The sequence below is a fragment of the Kribbella sp. NPDC043289 genome, assembly GCF_056436705.1.
The window spans coordinates 1,037,567-1,054,641 of sequence record NZ_JBWKCB010000003.1 but is presented as its reverse complement, the minus strand read 5'-3'; the positions used below and the strand labels follow the sequence as shown (position 1 = coordinate 1,054,641).

At 69.4% G+C, this 17,075-nt stretch carries 20 protein-coding genes; 8 read left to right on the top strand and 12 right to left on the bottom strand.

Annotated elements, in window-relative coordinates; genetic code table 11:
- Positions 1–31: 31 nt before the first annotated feature.
- On the top strand, positions 32–709 hold the full coding sequence (locus AC0662_RS23480; RefSeq protein ID WP_478303194.1) for a TetR/AcrR family transcriptional regulator: 678 nt from the start codon (positions 32–34) through the stop codon (positions 707–709).
- Here AC0662_RS23480 and AC0662_RS23475 read toward each other — a convergent pair.
- Positions 646–1,545, bottom strand: coding sequence for a DMT family transporter (locus AC0662_RS23475; RefSeq protein ID WP_478303192.1), 900 nt, complete (start codon positions 1,543–1,545; stop codon positions 646–648). The genes AC0662_RS23480 and AC0662_RS23475 overlap by 64 nt on opposite strands.
- 50 nt (positions 1,546–1,595) lie before the next feature.
- Complete coding sequence (locus tag AC0662_RS23470) at positions 1,596–2,741, bottom strand: MFS transporter (protein WP_478303431.1); 1,146 nt, start codon at positions 2,739–2,741, stop codon at positions 1,596–1,598.
- A gap of 161 nt (positions 2,742–2,902) precedes the next feature.
- Here AC0662_RS23470 and AC0662_RS23465 point away from each other — a divergent pair, with 161 nt between their 5' ends.
- Positions 2,903–3,778 carry a hypothetical protein gene (locus AC0662_RS23465; RefSeq protein ID WP_478303190.1) on the top strand — a complete coding sequence of 292 codons (876 nt, stop codon included), beginning with the start codon at positions 2,903–2,905 and terminating at the stop codon, positions 3,776–3,778.
- Here AC0662_RS23465 and AC0662_RS23460 read toward each other — a convergent pair.
- From AC0662_RS23460 to AC0662_RS23445, 4 genes are all read right to left on the bottom strand, one after another.
- Complete coding sequence (locus AC0662_RS23460) at positions 3,765–4,133, bottom strand: GNAT family N-acetyltransferase (RefSeq protein ID WP_478303188.1); 369 nt, start codon at positions 4,131–4,133, stop codon at positions 3,765–3,767. The two genes, AC0662_RS23465 and AC0662_RS23460, sit on opposite strands and share 14 nt — an antisense overlap.
- Positions 4,134–4,153: 20 nt before the next feature.
- The gene (locus AC0662_RS23455; RefSeq protein WP_478303186.1) at positions 4,154–4,903 is read right to left on the bottom strand and encodes a phosphotransferase family protein; all 750 of its coding nucleotides are present in this window, start codon (positions 4,901–4,903) and stop codon (positions 4,154–4,156) included.
- A 44-nt stretch (positions 4,904–4,947) separates the two neighbouring features.
- The gene (locus tag AC0662_RS23450; protein ID WP_452196186.1) at positions 4,948–5,304 is read right to left on the bottom strand and encodes a helix-turn-helix domain-containing protein; all 357 of its coding nucleotides are present in this window, start codon (positions 5,302–5,304) and stop codon (positions 4,948–4,950) included.
- A gap of 115 nt (positions 5,305–5,419) precedes the next feature.
- Positions 5,420–6,571 carry a trans-sulfuration enzyme family protein gene (locus AC0662_RS23445; protein WP_452196187.1) on the bottom strand — a complete coding sequence of 384 codons (1,152 nt, stop codon included), beginning with the start codon at positions 6,569–6,571 and terminating at the stop codon, positions 5,420–5,422.
- A gap of 133 nt (positions 6,572–6,704) precedes the next feature.
- Between AC0662_RS23445 and AC0662_RS23440 the strand changes: the two genes are divergently transcribed.
- Positions 6,705–7,196, top strand: coding sequence for an Lrp/AsnC family transcriptional regulator (locus tag AC0662_RS23440; RefSeq protein ID WP_452196188.1), 492 nt, complete (start codon positions 6,705–6,707; stop codon positions 7,194–7,196).
- 55 nt (positions 7,197–7,251) lie between these two features.
- Here the strand turns inward: AC0662_RS23440 and AC0662_RS23435 are convergent, their stop codons facing one another.
- The 3 genes from AC0662_RS23435 to AC0662_RS23425 all read right to left on the bottom strand — a co-directional run bounded on the left by AC0662_RS23435 (position 7,252) and on the right by AC0662_RS23425 (position 10,082).
- Positions 7,252–8,271, bottom strand: coding sequence for an LLM class flavin-dependent oxidoreductase (locus tag AC0662_RS23435; protein WP_452196189.1), 1,020 nt, complete (start codon positions 8,269–8,271; stop codon positions 7,252–7,254).
- A 128-nt stretch (positions 8,272–8,399) separates the two neighbouring features.
- Complete coding sequence (locus AC0662_RS23430) at positions 8,400–8,927, bottom strand: NADPH-dependent FMN reductase (protein ID WP_452196190.1); 528 nt, start codon at positions 8,925–8,927, stop codon at positions 8,400–8,402.
- A 45-nt stretch (positions 8,928–8,972) separates the two neighbouring features.
- Positions 8,973–10,082, bottom strand: coding sequence for a M4 family metallopeptidase (locus tag AC0662_RS23425; RefSeq protein WP_478303183.1), 1,110 nt, complete (start codon positions 10,080–10,082; stop codon positions 8,973–8,975).
- A 130-nt stretch (positions 10,083–10,212) separates the two neighbouring features.
- Here AC0662_RS23425 and AC0662_RS23420 point away from each other — a divergent pair, with 130 nt between their 5' ends.
- From AC0662_RS23420 to AC0662_RS23410, 3 genes are all read left to right on the top strand, one after another.
- A complete protein-coding gene (locus AC0662_RS23420; RefSeq protein WP_452196192.1) occupies positions 10,213–12,456 on the top strand; it encodes a HelD family protein in 2,244 nt (747 codons plus the stop codon).
- 92 nt (positions 12,457–12,548) lie between these two features.
- Positions 12,549–13,205: an excalibur calcium-binding domain-containing protein gene (locus AC0662_RS23415; RefSeq protein WP_478303181.1), complete on the top strand. Its 657-nt coding sequence runs from the start codon at positions 12,549–12,551 to the stop codon at positions 13,203–13,205.
- The gene (locus tag AC0662_RS23410; RefSeq protein WP_452196194.1) at positions 13,202–13,924 is read left to right on the top strand and encodes a M23 family metallopeptidase; all 723 of its coding nucleotides are present in this window, start codon (positions 13,202–13,204) and stop codon (positions 13,922–13,924) included. Before AC0662_RS23415 ends, AC0662_RS23410 begins: the two co-directional genes overlap by 4 nt.
- Before the next feature lie 10 nt (positions 13,925–13,934).
- On the opposite strand, the gene AC0662_RS23405 is transcribed toward AC0662_RS23410, so the two are convergent.
- The gene (locus AC0662_RS23405) at positions 13,935–14,384 is read right to left on the bottom strand and encodes a YdeI/OmpD-associated family protein (RefSeq protein ID WP_452196195.1); all 450 of its coding nucleotides are present in this window, start codon (positions 14,382–14,384) and stop codon (positions 13,935–13,937) included.
- A gap of 100 nt (positions 14,385–14,484) precedes the next feature.
- Between AC0662_RS23405 and AC0662_RS23400 the strand changes: the two genes are divergently transcribed.
- The gene (locus AC0662_RS23400) at positions 14,485–14,853 is read left to right on the top strand and encodes a VOC family protein (protein ID WP_478303178.1); all 369 of its coding nucleotides are present in this window, start codon (positions 14,485–14,487) and stop codon (positions 14,851–14,853) included.
- Positions 14,854–15,090: 237 nt separating this feature from the next.
- Here the strand turns inward: AC0662_RS23400 and AC0662_RS23395 are convergent, their stop codons facing one another.
- Positions 15,091–15,279, bottom strand: coding sequence for a hypothetical protein (locus AC0662_RS23395; RefSeq protein ID WP_452196197.1), 189 nt, complete (start codon positions 15,277–15,279; stop codon positions 15,091–15,093).
- 233 nt (positions 15,280–15,512) lie between these two features.
- On the bottom strand, positions 15,513–16,277 hold the full coding sequence (locus tag AC0662_RS23390; protein WP_478303176.1) for an SDR family NAD(P)-dependent oxidoreductase: 765 nt from the start codon (positions 16,275–16,277) through the stop codon (positions 15,513–15,515).
- 95 nt (positions 16,278–16,372) lie between these two features.
- On the opposite strand from AC0662_RS23390, the gene AC0662_RS23385 reads away from it, so the two are divergent.
- On the top strand, positions 16,373–16,993 hold the full coding sequence (locus AC0662_RS23385; protein ID WP_452196199.1) for a MarR family transcriptional regulator: 621 nt from the start codon (positions 16,373–16,375) through the stop codon (positions 16,991–16,993).
- The last annotated feature ends 82 nt before the right edge of the window (positions 16,994–17,075 follow it).

Sequence of the window (17,075 nt, the reverse complement as noted above, 5' to 3'; positions counted from 1 at the left end):
ATACGTTGTACGATTATGTACCATACGGCGTATGGTTAATGTCGGCAAGCGGGCCGGACGGCCCCGCGCCGGGGAGGAACGACTGAGCCGGCAGGCGATCCTGGCGACGGCGCTGCGGATCGTCGACGACGAGGGCATCGACGCGCTCACGATGCGCCGGCTCGCGGCGACACTGCAGGTCAACCCGATGTCGCTGTACCACCACCTGCCGAACAAGGCGGCCGTGCTGGCAGGTCTCGCGGAGTTGGTGTTCGCCGGCCTGGAGCTCCCCGACCCGGGCGACACCGTGCCGTGGGACGAGCAGCTCAAACAGGCCGCGCGCGCCTATCGCGACGGCCTCCGCCAGCACCCGAATCTGGCGCTCCAGGTGCTGTCGGACGCGTCCACCGTGTCGGACGTGGTCGTGGTGACGATGGAACCGTTCTACCGGGCCCTCGATCGCGCCGGGCTCACTCCGCGGCAGATCTTCGAGGCCGCGAACACCCTGATCGACTTCATCCACGGCTTCAGCCTCGGCGAGGCGTCCGTCCGCGCGGAGACCTTCGAACTCGCGCCCGACCTGCTGACCCGGGTGCGCGCGCTGCCGGAGGGCAAGGCGCCGATCCTGAGCCGCATCGTCAACGAACTCGGCGCGGAAGGTCTCGCCTACGACTTCGACAGCGGTTTCGAGTCCGGGCTCGGCACCTTCGTCGCCGGCCTCGCGCGATAACGCGAGATCGCCACGCCGACGAGACACAGCGCGCCGCCGCCGTACGCGAGGGGTGCCGGGCTCTCGCCGAGCAGCAGCCAGCCGAGCAGGATCGTGATCGGCGGGACGAGGTACGTCGTGGCGCCCATCCTGCCGGCGGTCGTCCGGGCCAACGCGTACGCCCAGGTTGTGAACGCGATCGCGGTCGGGAACGCGCCGAGGAACACCACCCACCAGATCGTCGACGCCCGCGCTTGCCCCGCCTCGCGTACCAGCGTCGGACCGAACGGCAGACACGCGACCGCTCCGATCACACACGACAGCCACGTCACCTCGAGCGCGGGCAGCCGGGCGAGCAACGGCTTCTGGGAGACCACGCCGATCGCGTACGCCGCCGCGGCGATCAGGCAGAGCGCCACGCCCCACGTCTCGGCGCTGCCGTTCGACGACGATAGTCCGATGAGTACGACGCCACCGAACGCGACGACACTCCCGAGCACCAACTGACGCGGGAAGCCCTCGTGCAGCAGCACGCCCGCGAGCAGCGCGATCAGCAGCGGGCCGATGTTGACCAGCATCGCCGTCGTCCCGGCGTCGAGGTGCCGCTCCGCCTCGTTCAGCGCGAGGTTGTAGACACCGAACCAGAGCAGGCCGCAGAGCAGCAGGAGCTTCCAGTCCCGCTTCGCCGGCCAGCGCCGCGGCCGGGTGAATACGAAGACCCCGAGCAGCACGCTGCCGACCAGCAACCTGCCGAGCGACAACGCCCCGGCCGAGATGTCCTGCCCGACGTGGCGGATCGCGACGAACGCCGACGCCCACAACACCACAGTCACCGCCGCCGCACCCGCGGCCGCCATACCCGGTTTCCTCATGCTGATGGAACGCGTTCGCTGTTCATGATGTGAGGCTAGGTCTCGGACACTTCGGCCGCCGCCGAATCACGCGGCGCCGGCAGCGCGAACGGTACGACGAACGCGGTCAGCAGCACCGGGATCGTCAGGGCCGCGACGAGGATCGCCATTGTGAACCACACCGACCCGACCGCGAACCCGGCGTACACCGCGATCGCGGACACCTCGGAGAACAGCCCGGACACCGACGTCACGGTCGCTCGGGCCGGACCGGTGATGGCGTCCTGCAGTCGCGACTCCGACACCACGATCACCAGCTGCATCACGCCGTACCCGATCGCGATCGGCAGGAAGCCCCAGGCCGAGCCGCTCAGCGCGCCGGTTGCGATCAGCACCGCGGTCGCCGCCAGCCCGACCCCGAAGGTTGCTGCTGGCAACTTGTACGCCGGTCCGGCGAGCGCACCGCCGATCGCCTGGGCCGCCACGGCGCCCGCGATCAGCAACGGGATCACGCCGGTCGCGGCACCGGTCTCGCGGGCGAGCAACGGGAAGTACTCGTCGAAGGCGAGGAAGCCACCGAGGATCGCGACGAGGAAGACGGCACGTCGTACGACGCCACTTGTCAGCACCTCCGACACACCGGCGCGGAGCATGTGGAGATAGTTCCCGAACGCGGCGCGCGCGCCAGGCTCCTCGGACTCCCGAGCGGCCTCGACCGGGCGCGGTTCGGGCAGCGACCACGCGACCAGCGCCTGCGTCAGGCAGCTCAGCACGCTCACCACACCCGCCAGCGTGTAACCGCCGAGGGCGAAGAGCGGGGTCGCGAGCGCCGTCGCGGTCAGGTTCGCCACGAACGACGCGGACCTCGCGCGACCGAGCAGGGTCGCGAAGTGGCCGGTGCGGTTCCGCGCGGCGAGCTCGTCGTACGCGAACGCTTCGTAGGTGCCAGAGATCAGCGCGGACGACGTACCCCAGAGGACGAACCCGAGGGCGAATCCGGCGAACGTCGGGAGCGTGATCCAGGCGGCGTACCCCAGGCCGCTGAGCAGGGCGCCGAACGTCAGCAGCTTGCGGCGCGAATACGTGTCCGCCCAGGCACCGGACGGCACCTCGAGCACGAAACCGGTCGCCGACCAGATGACGAACAGCGTCGAGATCTGGGCAGCCGACAGCCCGTGGTCGGTGAAGAGCAGCTGGTACAGCGGGTAGAGCGGGATGAAGTCCTGCAGCGCCTCGAAGGCGATCAGCCGGACCGACAGCCCTCGGTCAGAGCGTCAAAGGTGCGGGCTCGGAAGTCTCATGTCCTCGACGATACGGCATAAATGAGGCGCGGATCAGCCGGAATTTCGGTCAGAGTAGGGCGATGGGACAAGTCAGCGAACGGTTCTGGGCGAAGCTCCCGGACGGCAGCCGGGACGCACTCGTCGACGGGCTGAGCCAGTCCGAACTGCAGTCCGTCCTGCTGGACGTGACGCGCGGGCGCGCCGCCAAGGTGACGCCGGCGCGGCTCCTGCAGCGCTGGCAGCAGGATCGGTTCGTGCGGCCGTCGGGCATCGATCCGCGGGAACTGGTGAAGACCCAGCACCGGCTGTGGGAGCTGCTGCCGGAGAAGTTCGACGGCGTGCAGCTCTCCCCGATCACCCCGCTCGGCACCTGCTCGACGGTCGCGACGATCAACCAGAACCAGGTGGTCAGCACGGTGCGCGGCACCGAGGTCGCCAGCGACCCGACCAACGAGCTGGCGATCGAGGCCGCCGTACGGCGTCGTGCTGGGCAGGACCGTGTGCACCTGGCGGCCTGTCAGCGCGTCGTCCGGGCGCAAACGTTCGACGGGCCCGGGATGACGGCGCACTTCGAGTTGTTCGTGCTGGTGTCGAGCGCTCGGGACTCCGGATCGTTCCGGACCGAGGCGGAGCTGCTGATCGACCACCTGAACTTCTGGCACGCCGTACTCGGGGAGAAGGCCGAGCTGACCTTCACCGCCTTCCGGGAGAACGGGCTACGCGACCGGATCGAGGACACCGTCCGTCCGGCGCTCGGGGTCGCGTTCACGGAGGACGCGGAGCGGACCAAGAGCGCGAACTACTACGCGGGCCTGGGACTCGGCATCGACCGCGGCGGCGCCGGCCTGGGCGACGGCGGCTTCACGACCTGGACCGCGGACCTGCTCGGGGACGCGAAGGAACGCTGCCTGACGTCCTGCATCTCCACCGAAGGCCTGACCGTCACCGCAGCTTGAGCAGCCCTGCGTCGGTCGGGCGGAAGCCGCAGGCGTCGAGGTAGAACGCGGTCAGGTGCGGCTCGAAGTCCACGTGCAGCCACTCGCACCCGGCCTTCCGAGCCTCCTCGGCAGCGGTCAGCACGAGCTGCTTGCCGATGCCCTGCCGACCGTGCTCCGGATGGACGGCGGTGTCCAGCACGAACGCATGCGCACCGCCGTCCCAGCACACCTGCACGAACCCGACCAGCTGATCGTTGCTGAAGGCACCGACCCAGGTCAGCGCCCACCGCTCCAACCGCTCCGCCCACGCGTGCACTTCGGGCTCGCCCTCGAACGCGGCAGCATGCAACAAGGACAACTCCCGATCATCCACCGGGAAACGTACGACGTACTTCACAGCATCCCCACCGCGGTCTCGAGACGAGCATTCCACGCCGTACCCTCACCGTCGGGCAGATCGGACAACGACAGATACCCCTGCACCATCACGGACGGCAGCACGCTGCGCAGACCGTCGACGGCGCCATACGAATCCAGCGCTTCGGGCCACGCCGTGGGCTCGACGGACGACACCAGGAACCAGGCGAGATCCAGTACGCCGGGAGCCGCCGAGACGTCCTCCCAGTCGAGGAACGCGACCTCCCCGTTCGGCCCGGTCCGCAGGTTCTGCGCGGACGCGTCACCGTGCACGAGCGTCATCGGGCCGGCGGCCGCGATGTCGCGCTCGGCGTCCTGCACCTTGCCGACGAGGCGCTCACCGAACTCCAGCACGGTCGGCGACAGGTCCGACCGCGCCGCGATCGCCGGCCACAGCTCGTCGTACAGGGCGGCGACCAAGTCGTCTCCGGCGCCGATCGGTCGGAGCCAGGGCCATTGATCCAGTTGGCCGGCCCAGCGGTCGTGAAGTTCGTGGAGCGCTCGGGCTCCGGCCTGCGGGGATGCACCCGGGGTCCAGGCGGACAGGTCTTCCAGCACCAGGAGAGTGCCGTCGGCGTTCTGCTCGGCCTGGAAGCACTCCGGCACCCGGACGCCGACGACCGGGGCGATCTCGGTGTAGAACCGGACCTCCGACTCGAACATCTTCAGGACATCCGGAATCGACCCCGGCACCGCGGGCGGCCGGCGCTTCACGTAGTTCGGCACCCGGTCAGGCTAGACACCTACCAGGCCGAACGTGACTGGTTTTTCTAGGCGACGAGCGTGAACGCCTGCGCGGAGGCGGAGTACGCGCGGGGGCCGGACGGGATGCGGTGGGTGGACCGCTCCTCGACCCGGATCGCGCTGGTCTGCAGCCGGACCGGCAGCGTCGAGCGGACCGCGGTGGTGAGGTCGAACTGCACCTCGGCCAGCAGGTCGGTGAGCTCAAGCTCGAGCGCGCGGCAGATCGCGGCGAGGATCTCCGAGGACGGCTCCTTGCGGCCGCGCTCGATCTCGGACAAGTACGGCACCGACACCTGAGCCTGCTCGGCGAGCTCGCGCAGGGTGATGCCCCGCTCGCGCCGCAACCGGCGGAAGACGTTCCCGATCACCTGGCGTAGCAACACGTCCTGGCCCTCCTCGCCTCCGGATGTCCTGTACCGAGTGTGCCATCCCGCACGGGTCCGCCGTACGAAGATCTGCCCTGAGCAGATTCCAGGCGCGGATCTGCTCACGGCGAAGTCAGCGCTCGAGGGCCGTCTGCAGGTCGGCGGTGAGGTCTTCGGGATCCTCCAGACCGAGGCTCAACCGCAGCAGCGCGTCGGAGGGCTTGGCCTCGGAGGCGACGAGGCGGTGGGTGAGCCCGGCGGGGTGCTGGATCAGGGTGTCCACGCCGCCCAGGGATACGGCGTGGGTGATGAGCTTCAGCCCGTCGGCCACCCGGGACGCCGCCTCGAAACCGCCGCTGACCGTGAACGCGAGCACCGCGCCCGGCCCCGACTGCTGACGTCCGATCAGGCCCGCTGGATCGGCGAGGCCCGGGTAGTAGACCCGCTCGACACGCGGCTGCGCCGCCAGCCAGTCGGCGACCTTGATGGCGGTTGCCTGCTGCGCCCGGACTCGCACCGGCAACGTCTGCAATCCCCTGTGCAGTTCGTACGCCGCCATCGGGTGCAGCAGGCCACCTGTCACAGCGCGGATCTGCCGGAGCCGGCCGACCCACTCCACGCCGGCCGCGACGACGCCACCCATCACGTCGCCATGACCGCCGAGGTACTTGGTGGCCGAGTGCAGGACCAGGCTCGCCCCGTGCCGGGCCGGCTGCTGCAGCACCGGCGTCGCGAAGGTGTTGTCCACCAGCACGGGTACGTCGCCGGCCGCGGTGGCGACGGCTGCGATGTCCACCAGCTCGACTGTCGGGTTCGCCGGCGTCTCGACGAGCACCAGGCCCGTGTCCGGACGGATCGACGCCGCGACCTCGGCGGGCTGTGCGTAAGTGACGGTTGTCCCCAGGAGGCCTGTGGATAACAAGTGGTCGGAACCGCCGTACAGCGGGCGGACGGCGACCACGTGGGGGCGACCGGCGGCGACCGTGGCGAGCAGGCACGCGGTGAGCGCGGCCATCCCGGAGCCGAACGCGACCGCGCCGTCGGTGTGCTCGAGTTCGGCGAGCGCGTCCTCGAACCGCGCGACGGTCGGGTTCCACAGGCGCTGGTAGACGAGGCTCCCGCCGTCCGGCCCGCGGCCCTCCGCGAGCGCGTCGTACGACGCTCCGCCGGTGTGCACGCCCGGGAGCGGATAGGTGGTGGACAGGTCGATCGGCGGGACGTGGACGCCGAGGGCGGCCAGGTCGCGGCGACCGGCGTGTACCGAGCGGGTATCGAGCTGGGTCATCAGGCGCCTCCCTGTGGATAACTGAGGTGACTGTGGAATCTTCTGCGAGATCAGCGCAAGAGTTCCGAAGAAAATTCGTCCACAGGGTCGTCCACACGCTGTGGATTCTGTGAACCCGCCCTACAGTGGTGGTATGCCGAAGGATCGTCGGAGCCCGGGACCGGCCCCGCGGCCGCTTCCCGACGGGCTCGACGACGTCGACCTGAAACTGGTCGAGCTGCTCACGGCCGACGGCCGGATGCCGAACAACGCGCTCGCCGAGGCAGTCGGCCTCGCGCCGTCGACCTGCCTGACCCGGGTGCGTTCCCTGCGCGAGCGCGGAGTGATCCGCGGCTTCCACGCCGACGTGGACCTGGCCGCGCTCGGCCGGCCGCTGCAGGCGCTGATCGCGATCCGGATCGGCGCGCACTCCCGCGACGAGATCGACCGCTTCCGCACGAAGGTGCCGCGGCTGCCTGGGGTCCTGTCGCTCTTCCATGTCAGCGGAGCCAACGACTACCTGCTGCATGTGTCAGCCGCGACTCCCGACGCGCTGCGAGAGTTCGTGCTGGATCATCTGACCGCGGATCCCGCGGTCAGCCACGCCGAGACGAGCCTGATCTTCGAGCACGTCCGCGGCGGATGAGTTCTGCCTCGGGCGGAGTTCCGCCTCGGGCTCAAGTGCTACCTCGGCTTGATGCCTACCTCGGCTTGAGGCCCCAGGCTTCGGCGAGGAGCTGGAACGACTGGCGGCGTTCGGCCGGGTCGTGGATGTTCGTGGTGATGATGAGCTCGTCGGCGCCGGCGGTGTTGGCCTTTCGCAGCAGCTCGCCGGCCACCTGGTCCGGCGTACCCACGGTGACCAGGCCGGTCCACTCCTCGACGGCGGCTTCCTCCGCGTCGCTCCACGGGTAGTCGGCCGCCTCCTCGGGAGACGGCAGCGGGCCGGGGCGGCCGGAGCGCAGGCGCAGCGTCGAGAGGGCGTTCGCGCGGGCCAGCGCCTGCGCACGCTCCTCGGTCTCGGCGACGATCGCGGCCAGCGCGAGGATCGCGTGCGGCTGACCCTCGTGCTCGAAGCGCTGGAAGTTCGTCTTGTACGCCGAGATCACGCCGGCCGGGTCGAGGGTCCCGAAGTGGCCGGCGTACGCGAAGCCGGTCCCGAGCGCGGCGGCCGCCTGCCCGCCGTACGTGCTGGAACCGAGGATCCAGATCGGCGGGAGCGGTACGTCGGTCGGTTGCGCGGTGATCGGCTCGAACGGGTGGCCCGCCGGGAAACCGTCGACGTACGCGCGGAGCTCGGCGTACTGCTCGGTGAAGTCGTCGGCGCCGAGGGCCTCCCGGCTACGGCGCAAAGCGAGCGCGGTGCGCTGGTCGGTGCCGGGCGCGCGGCCGAGACCGAGGTCGATGCGGTCCGGGTAGAGACCACCCAGGACCCGGAAGGTCTCGGCGACCTTCAGCGGCGAATGGTTCGGCAGCATGATGCCGCCGGAGCCGACCCGGATCGACGAGGTCGCGGCGGCGACCGCCGCGATCATCACCTCGGGGCTCGAACTCGCCACGCTCGGGATGTTGTGATGCTCCGCCAGCCAGAACCGGTGGTACCCGGCCGCTTCCGCGGTGCGGGCCAGCTCGAGCGTCTCGTGCAACGCCGCCGACGGCCGCGTCCCCGACGGCACCGGCGAGAGGTCAAGCACGGACAGGGGCATCGGGTCAGCGGTCACGTTCAATCGTCAACCGCCGTCCGGGTCGGCGTATTCCGGATCTCCAGCACTCATCAATCGGCCGCGCGAGCGCCGGCTGAGCGTGGAGGGGTCGGCTGAACCGCGATTGTGTAGTGCTGGGGATCCGCTCAAGCCGGGTACGGGGTCGCCGCGCGGGCATCGCGGAGGCTTCGCGCCCACCAGGCGAGTTGGTGGAGGAGCGCCGCGGCGGCCGCGGACGTGCCCGGATCGGTCGGCTCGCCGTCCGCGGTGAAGTCCTCCTCGCGGAACCCGAGGCTGTCGCGGATCGGCACCGCGTGCAGCTCGCCGAAGACCAGCCGCAACTGCTCGGCCGCTCGGAGCCCGCCGGAGCGGCCGCCGTACACCACGAACCCGACCGGCTTCGCGTACCAAGGCCGTCGTACGGCGTCGATCGCGGTCTTCACGTCACCCGGGTAGGCGTGGTTGTACTCCGCGGTGACGATCAGCACCGCATCCGCCTCGTCGATCCGCCCCGGCAACTCGGTGAGCGGCAGCACACTCAGATCGATCAGGTCGAGCTTGAACTCGTCCGCCCGCTCGACTTCCCGCGCGAACCACCGCGTCACCGCCGTCCCGAACCGCCCCACCTCGAGATTGCGCGTCAACACCACGAGCCGCAGCGGATGAACAGTCACAACAAAACACGCTAATACCTCAACAGAACTTGAGGTCAAACCGTCTCATTCACCAGCCGGCTGCTGCTCGGGTGGGAGGGAGGGTGGGGTGGAGGGCTGGAGGTCGGTGTGGGCGGCGTTCATCAAGGGGGTTTGGTCGTCGACTACTCCGACGGTTTGCCAGGCCTTGGTGACGGCGGTGAGTTGGGGGGAGCCGTCACCGTAGAGCTCGCGGGCGGTGGTTCGGGTGGCGTCGGCGAAGTCGCGGAAGGAGGCGGACTTCGGCAGGTGGCCGGAGGTCAGCGTGCCGTACCAGATCTTGCCGGCGTCGTCGTACGCGTTCCCGCCGAGCTCCGTCGCGACCAGGTAGAACGCGTGGTTCGGGATGCCCGAGTTGATGTGGACGCCGCCGTTGTCGTCCTGCGTCTCGACGTACCCGGCCATGGTGGCGGGCTGCGGGTCCTTGCCCAGCCGCGGATCGTTGTACGCCGTCCCGGGTGCCTTCATGGACCGGAGTGCGACCCCTTGCACCCCGGGGAGGAACAGTCCGGCCCCGATCAGCCAGTCGGCGTCCGCCGCGCTCTGACCCAGCGCGTACTGCTTCGCGAGCGACCCGAAGACGTCCGAGATGCTCTCGTTGAGCGCGCCGGACTGACCGTCGTACGCGAGGTTCGCCGTGTGCTGCGTGACGCCGTGGGTGAGTTCGTGGCCGGTGACATCGATCGAGGACGTGAAGTTCCCGAAGATCGCGCCGTCCCCGTCGCCGAACACCATCTGCGAGCCGTCCCAGAACGCGTTCGCGTAGCCCCGGTCGTAGTGCACCGTCGAGGTGAGCACCTGCCCGGCGTCGTCGATCGAGTCCCGCCCGTAGCACTCCTTGTAGAGCGTCCAGGTCGCGCCGGTGCCGTCGTACGCCTGGTTGACCGCCTTGTCCTGGACCGCGTCGTCGCCCTCGGAGCGCACCAGGGTGCCGGGCAGGTCGGTCCCGTTCTCGGCGTCGTACACCTTCCGTTGCCGGCCGTCGGCCGCGGCCACCCGTTGTCGATCCGCCGCGGGCCTGCCACGCAGTACGGCGTCGTGCTGCAACGACTGCCGGATCCGGGCTCGGACGCTGGGGTCACCCGCGGATCGCTCCAGCTGCTCGAGCAGGTACGGCGGGACGATCGAGTGAAACACCACTACAGGAAAACCCGGCCAGGAGATAAACTCAAGGATTTGTGGCTGCCGCGCGCAGTGTCATTTCTGCAAAGAGTGAAATGCGGCCTGAAAACCAACCGGGACGCATTTTAACACAAGGGGTAATGAATTGCCGAATCCGGTCGATGCCGAACAGGCACACCTGACTACGTTCTACGCCGCGCTGGACGCCGAGCGCGAGCGCGCCGAGGCACGCACCGACGACGAGCAGCAGCTGCTAACTCGAAACGCCCAGGCCCTGCACCAGCGGGACGGCCGCATCCGTGACCTCAAACTCCGGCTGGCGCGCCTGAACGCCGCCGAGGAGGGGCTGTACTTCGGCCGCCTGGACACCGCCGACGGCGACGTCCTGCACATCGGCCGGCTCGGCCTGCACGACGACGACTACGAACCGCTGCTCGTCGACTGGCGCGCCCCCGCGGCGCGGCCGTTCTACATCGCCACCGCGGTGGCCAACCACGGCATCGTCCGGCGCCGGCACGTGCAGACCCGGCTGCGGCGCGTCCTCGACGTCCAGGACGAGCAGCTCGACCTCGCCCGCGAGGCGGCCGACCCGTCCAAACCCGGCACCGGCGTGATCGGCGAAGCCGTGCTGATGAAGGCGCTGGAGGCCCGCCGGACCGGCCGGATGGAGTCGATCGTCCAGACGATCCAGGCCGACCAGGACCGGATCATCCGTTCCGAACTTCCGGGGATCCTCGTCGTCCAGGGCGGTCCGGGCACCGGCAAGACCGCGATTGCGCTGCACCGGGCGGCCTTTCTGCTCTACACGCACCGCGAGCAGCTGGAAAAGCGCGGAATTCTCGTCGTCGGGCCGAATGCGGCGTTCCTGCGCTTCATCGGCCAGGTGCTGCCCTCGCTCGGTGAGGACGGCGTCCGGCTCGTCACCATCGCCGAGCTCTACCCCGGCCTGAACGCGACCCGCCCGGAGTCCTCGGAGAGCGCCGAGGTGAAGGGCCGGACGGTGATGGCCGACGTGATCGCGAAGGCCGTCGCCGACCGGCAGTGGATCCCGGAGCGACCGGTGCGGGTGATGGTCGACCGGACGGAGCTCACCCTCGACCCGGAGGTGTGCGCGGCGACCCACGCCCGGGTCCGAAACCGCAACCTCACCCACAACCAAGCGCGTCCGTACGTCCTCAACGAGATCACCGACCACCTGACCAGCCAGTACGCCGACTTGATCGGCACCGACCCGCTCGACGGTGAGCAGCTGCTCGACGAGTACGACCTGGCCGAGCTGCGCAAGGAAGTGCTCGCGGAGCCCGCCGTACAGGCGCTGCTCGAACAGCTCTGGCCCCTGCTCAGTCCGCCGAAACTCCTCGAGGATCTGTACGGCGACGAGGACCGGCTCGCGTCCGCGGCGCCGCAGCTGTCCGCGCTGGATCGCGAACACCTCCTGAGGTACGGCGCCGACTGGAGCCCGGCCGACGTACCGCTGCTGGACGAGGCGGCGGAGCTGCTCGGTGACGACGGGACCGAGGCGGCGCGGGAGCGGGCCGCGCGGGCGCGGGCGGTCGCTTATGCACAAGGGGCTCTGGACGTGCTGTCCGGTTCGGGGTCGACGGACTTCGACGAGGAGGACGAGGCAGAGATCCTGACCGCGAAGGACATCCTGGACGCCGAGGCGTTCGCCGAGCGGTACGAGGCGGACGACGACCGGACGCTGGCCGATCGGGCGGCGGCCGATCGGCGCTGGACGTACGGGCATGTGATCGTCGACGAGGCGCAGGAGCTGTCACCGATGGCGTGGCGGGCGATCGCGCGCCGGTGCCCGCTGCGGTCGATGACCGTGGTCGGTGATGTGGCGCAGACGAGCTCGGTCGGCGGCGGGACGACCTGGGCGAGCGCGCTCGGTGAGACGTTCGGCGATCGCTGGCGCCTCGCTGAGCTCACGCTGAACTACCGCACCCCGGCCGAGGTGATGGAGGTCGCGAACGACGTACTGCGGGCGGTCGACCCGTCGGCGCGGGCGCCGCAGTCGGTCCGTTCGACGGGCGTGCGGCCCTGGCACCTCGACGTCCCGGCGGCCGAGCAGGCGTTGTACGTCTACAAGATGGCGACCGAGGAGACGGCGTACGGCGAGGTCGGGGTGATCACGTCGCGCAGCCGGCTGGAGCTGATCCAGGAGGCGGTCGACGGACTGTCCGGCGTCACCGTCCTCACGGCCCGCGAAGCCAAGGGCCTCGAGTTCGACTCGGTCCTCGTCGTCGATCCCGACGGCATCGTGATCGAGTCCCCGCGCGGCCTGCGCGACCTGTACGTCGCTCTCACCCGGTGCACCCAACGCCTCGGTGTCGTAGGCCAACTACCCGACGTACTCACGGACTCCGCCGCCTGGGCCCGCGATTGAACGACCACGGCTCCGAGGGTTTGTGGGGCAGGTGATCGAGCCATGGACAGCCGATAGCCGCAGAGTTTCAATGGCTAGCGGGGGGAATCATCATGGGGGAACCGTATCCACGCACGCAGTGTGATCGGCGGACCGAGCGGGGTAACGCGGTCCTGGCGGTTCTGGGGGGAATGGCGGTCGGCGTCATTCTGGTCTTGCTGGCCTGGCTCGTGGTGCTGGTGACCAAGGACCCGCCGGCCTCCCACGCAGCCGATACGCCGGCGTCGGCACCGGCTGCGCGAGCAAAGCCCGCGCCTGCCGCCCCCGTGCCGACGCGCACCGTGACGGTGACGCCGTCGGCGAAGGGAACGTCCACGCCGACCTCCGGAGACGTGCGGGAGCTGCCGGCCGGGATGTTCTGCCGGGACCTGAAGGCCCAGGGACTCGGGTACGCCGCGGCCGTCGACTACTGGTACCTGCACGGGCAGCCGAAGCAAATGGATGCCGACCGCAACGGAATTCCGTGCGAGACCGTCTACTCGCGCAGCTCCGTCGCGGCCTACTGGAACGGGCGTGAGGTCAACGGCGTCGTGAACTGGCAGGCCGGGATGTACTGCCGTGACCTCGTCGCGCGCGGAGCGTCGTACGCGGAAGCCGTCCGGTACTGGTGGTACTACGGCATGCCGGCCCGGATGGACGCCGACAAGAACGGCATTCCGTGCGAAACGGTGTACTCGAGCGCGGCGGTCAACGCATTCTGGTACCCGTGACGCGACAGGCTTGGGCCGGATTCCTCGTAGCGATGGTGGTCGTGGCTGGTGGTGGGCTGTTCGCGCTGTCGGCGGCGGGAGTGTTCGACAGCCCGAAACCCACCGCGGCCCCGTCCCCCACGCCGTCACCCAAGCCGACCACCATGCGACGCCCCCACACGACAACACCCGCCAGACCGGAGAGGCAGGCCGCCGTCCGGTATGCGTTCCCGGTAGGTGGCTGTCGGGCGGATGCCTCGCAGAGTCACCACGACTACCCGGCGTCGGACATCTTCGCGAACGTGGGCTGCCTGTTCGTCGCGCCGGTTGCCGGGCGGGTCGACGAGGTCACCCGGGTCGACGCCTGGAATCCGAAGACCAACCGAGGCGCCGACCGTGGCGGCCTGTCGGTCTCGATCGTCGGAGTGGACGGCGTCCGGTACTACGGCTCGCACCTGTCAGCCATCCAGCCAGGCATCAAGCCGGGCGTTGAGGTCAAGGCCGGGCAAACGTTGGGACATACCGGGAAGACCGGGAGCGCACGAGGAACCCCGCCCCACCTGCACTTCGGGATCAGCTGGCCCACCGGGCCCAGCAGGTGGTGGATTCGCCGCGGCGCCGTGCCGCCGCAGGCGTACCTGAACAGCTGGCACCATGGCGGACAGCTGTCACCGGTCGCATTGGTCGCGAAGACCAGGCGCCAGTACGGCGTGGATCGCGGCTGCCGCTCGTACTGCTGACAGCGACCCGTCAGCGAGCGCGACCCTCGCGCAGCATGCCCACCGACTTCTCGATGCGCCGGTCGCGCGTGGCCTCGGTCTTCGCCGACGTCACCTGCAGGACGTGCCACTGCCGGTTGCTGTAACTGAGCGTCTCCCAGAACGCCTGCGCCTTGGCATCCGCGGCGAGCGCCGTCGCCAGCGGTTCGGGGACCTCGAGCTCCCGCGGTGCCGTGTCGAGCTCGACGTCGATCTCGAGCACGTCACCGGGCGCGACCCCGGCCTCGGTACGGCGGTCCGCGCTGACTCCCAGCAGATACCGGCCGCCCATCCGCGCGATCGACGTACGGAACGTGAGTCCGTTGACCTTGACGCTGACCTTCGGCCGGCCGCCGCCACCGAGCGACTCGACGACGGACTCGGGGATCTCGAACCCGGCGGTGTTCTTGCCGGTGGCCAGCAGTTCGGCGGTGATTTTCATCGAACCTCCCTGGTGCGGTCGTCGGCCCAGTCAACCAGGTCGTGTCGAGATCCGCGCGCGAGCTCCGACGTACCGGATGTCAGTGTCAGTGGAAGGAGAGATGGTGGCGAAGCCCGTACTGAACAGCATGTTGCTCGGCAGCACCGACGCCGAGCGGCTCAAGACGTGGTACCGCGACGGCTTGCAGGCCGACGTCGACGGCTACGGGAACCTCGATCTGGGTGGGTTCGGTCTGGTGATCGAGCAGCGCGACGACGTCGCGGCGAAGAGCGCCGAGCCGGGGCGGCACATCGTGAACTTCGCGGTCGACGACATCGAGGCGGCGGCCGCGCACCTGCGCGCGCTGGACGTCGAGTGGCTGGTGCACCCGGAGGACCGCGGCATCGGCTGGTTCGCGACGCTGCTCGACCCGGACGGGAACTACGTCCAGCTCATTCAGATGAAACCGGAGTACTACGCGAAAAAGTGAAAAAAGTTCGCACCGGACCTGGGGGATCCGGTGCGAACATTCACCACGGAATTGCGTACTGCAGTCAGGCGCATTTCGGCAGGGGAGAAAATGGCGGCAAGCGAGGGGCAGAACGCCCGCACTCGCTTGCCGCCCAAACCCGGCCCTTTGATTGATCGAGGTGAGGCGACTCGATCAGGCGACGTTCCGCGTGGGTTGTCTGGTGGGTGCGGAACGCGAAAGGTACCGGAGACTTTCTCAGCGGGGTGCTACGTCCCACATGCGCTCGCCGGGCAGGGGTTCGGGGAGCTTGTCGACGGCGGGCATCGGGTCGTTGGTGACCCGAAGACCGGCGAACCGACGGCTCATGGCGTCTGCGTACCGCTCGGCCAACGCCGGCTCGGCGTTGTAGTCGGCGATGACGTGCTCACCGAACCAGACACGCACGCGTCGACGCGAAATGGTCTGGGTGGCGGTGGCGGTTGTCACTGGTCCTCCTGGCTGTACTTCGAGGGTGAACGGCCTGGAAAACGCGGGCGAGCGCGGTGCCGGTGCGCCGTGTTGTGTTCACCGTCACGTCAGATCCAACGGAGATCGGAGAGCGGAGGTCACGCCCTGTTCCCAGAATTTCTGGGCTTTTCCGGACTTTCCGGAACCGAATTCTTCGCCCGTGTGTTCGATTACTGAAACGGGCCTCGAACGGAGACGCCGCCGTCCAGCACGATCTGCTGCCCGGTGATGTACGACGCGGCGTCCGACGCCAGGTACACGACCGCGTCGGCAACCTCGGCGGACCGGCCGAACCGGCCGACCGGGATCTCCTCGACGACCTCGGCGTCGACGGTCGCGTTCGCCACGGCAGTCGCGATCGCGCCGGCCGCGGCGACGTTCATCCGGATCCCGTCCCGCGCGTACTCGGCCGCGACCGTCCGGGCCAGACTGAGGATGCCCGCTTTCATCACGCCGTACGCCGCCTGCTCGGGTGCCGCCATGAACCCGGTGACCGACCCGACGCTGACGATCGCGCCGCCGGTGCCCTGGTCCAGGAAGACCCGTAGCGCGGCCCGGACCGCGCGGGCGACGTACCGCAGGTTGACCTCGTAGATCGTGTCCCAGTCCGCGTCGGCCATCTCGTGCAGCTTCACCGCGGGCACGAACGCAACCTGCCCGCCGACGACCGTGACCAGCACGTCGAGCCCGCCGAGTTTTTCCACCGCGGCCGCGACCATCGCCTCGATGTCGCTCGCCGAACGAACGTCTCCGGACGTCGGGTACGCCGTACCGCCGCGCTCCCGCACCGCGGCAGCGGCCTCCTCGGCACGCGCCGGATCGAGATCCGCGACCAGCACCGCCGCTCCTTCGTTGCCGAAGGCCTCGGTCGTCGCCCGCCCGATCCCGCCGCCCCCGCCACCGATCACCAGAACCCGTTTCCCAGTCAGCTGCATGAGGCGGAGGCTACGGCAGGAACGTCATGAGATTCACAGGGTTTCCTCAGGAAAGACACGCCGAACCTGTCGGAACGGCTCCGTACGCTGGAGAAGTGACCATCGAAGACGCTGGAATCAGGCCGACGACCGCGGGACCCGAGGGCGAGCAGGTGGCGGCGACCGCCCTCGTGATGCCGGAGCGGGTCATCGGCGGCGTCGTGCCGTCACCGGTTCGCCGCGGACCGACAGGTATCGCGGCCGTGCAGACCGAGCACCTGATCGGCGATGTCGGCGATGCGTTGCGCTTGCTGGACGCGGTGGAGCGGGTTCGCGGTCACGCGCACCCGTTGGTCCTCGGCTTGCAGGAGGCGGTCGGGATCAAGATGCCGGCCGCGCTCGTCCTGAGCGCTATCGCGAACGGTCGCGTCACCGCCGGCGAGGTCGCGAAACAGGTCGGCATCACGACCGGTGAGGCGGAGCTGGCGATCGCCGACCTGGAAACGCTCGGCATGGTCCGGACCGACCCGGCACTGGCCGTCACGGGGATGGGCCAGGCACGGCTGTCCCAGCTCGACGGCCTGACTGTCCGGGTCCTCGACGTCATCACCGGCATCCTCGGCCCCACCGACGCCGCCCACCTGGTCCGGCTCCTGCACACCGTCGCCGACGGGCTCGAGTCCGCCTCGGTCGCGGCGGCCGTCAACGACTCCCTCCCGCAGGTTCTCCACACCTGATCGCGGATATCCCCTCGGGTGGGGGTGTCGAGAATCGCGTTGTTGTGTCGACGTTGCTGGTGTCACGTACTAGAGGAGGCAT

Bases quoted from the DNA above. Each gene is read 5' to 3' on its own strand.
- AC0662_RS23445 (WP_452196187.1), bottom strand. From the start codon at position 6,571: ATGACCCAGCTCGATACCCGCTCGGTACACGCCGGTCGCCGCGACCTG.
- AC0662_RS23465 (WP_478303190.1), top strand. From the start codon at position 2,903: ATGGGACAAGTCAGCGAACGGTTCTGGGCGAAGCTCCCGGACGGCAGC.
- AC0662_RS23415 (WP_478303181.1), top strand. From the start codon at position 12,549: ATGGGGGAACCGTATCCACGCACGCAGTGTGATCGGCGGACCGAGCGG.
- AC0662_RS23440 (WP_452196188.1), top strand. From the start codon at position 6,705: ATGCCGAAGGATCGTCGGAGCCCGGGACCGGCCCCGCGGCCGCTTCCC.
- AC0662_RS23480 (WP_478303194.1), top strand. From the start codon at position 32: ATGGTTAATGTCGGCAAGCGGGCCGGACGGCCCCGCGCCGGGGAGGAA.
- AC0662_RS23390 (WP_478303176.1), bottom strand. From the start codon at position 16,277: ATGCAGCTGACTGGGAAACGGGTTCTGGTGATCGGTGGCGGGGGCGGC.
- AC0662_RS23475 (WP_478303192.1), bottom strand. From the start codon at position 1,545: ATGGCGGCCGCGGGTGCGGCGGCGGTGACTGTGGTGTTGTGGGCGTCG.
- AC0662_RS23400 (WP_478303178.1), top strand. From the start codon at position 14,485: ATGGTGGCGAAGCCCGTACTGAACAGCATGTTGCTCGGCAGCACCGAC.
- AC0662_RS23405 (WP_452196195.1), bottom strand. From the start codon at position 14,384: ATGAAAATCACCGCCGAACTGCTGGCCACCGGCAAGAACACCGCCGGG.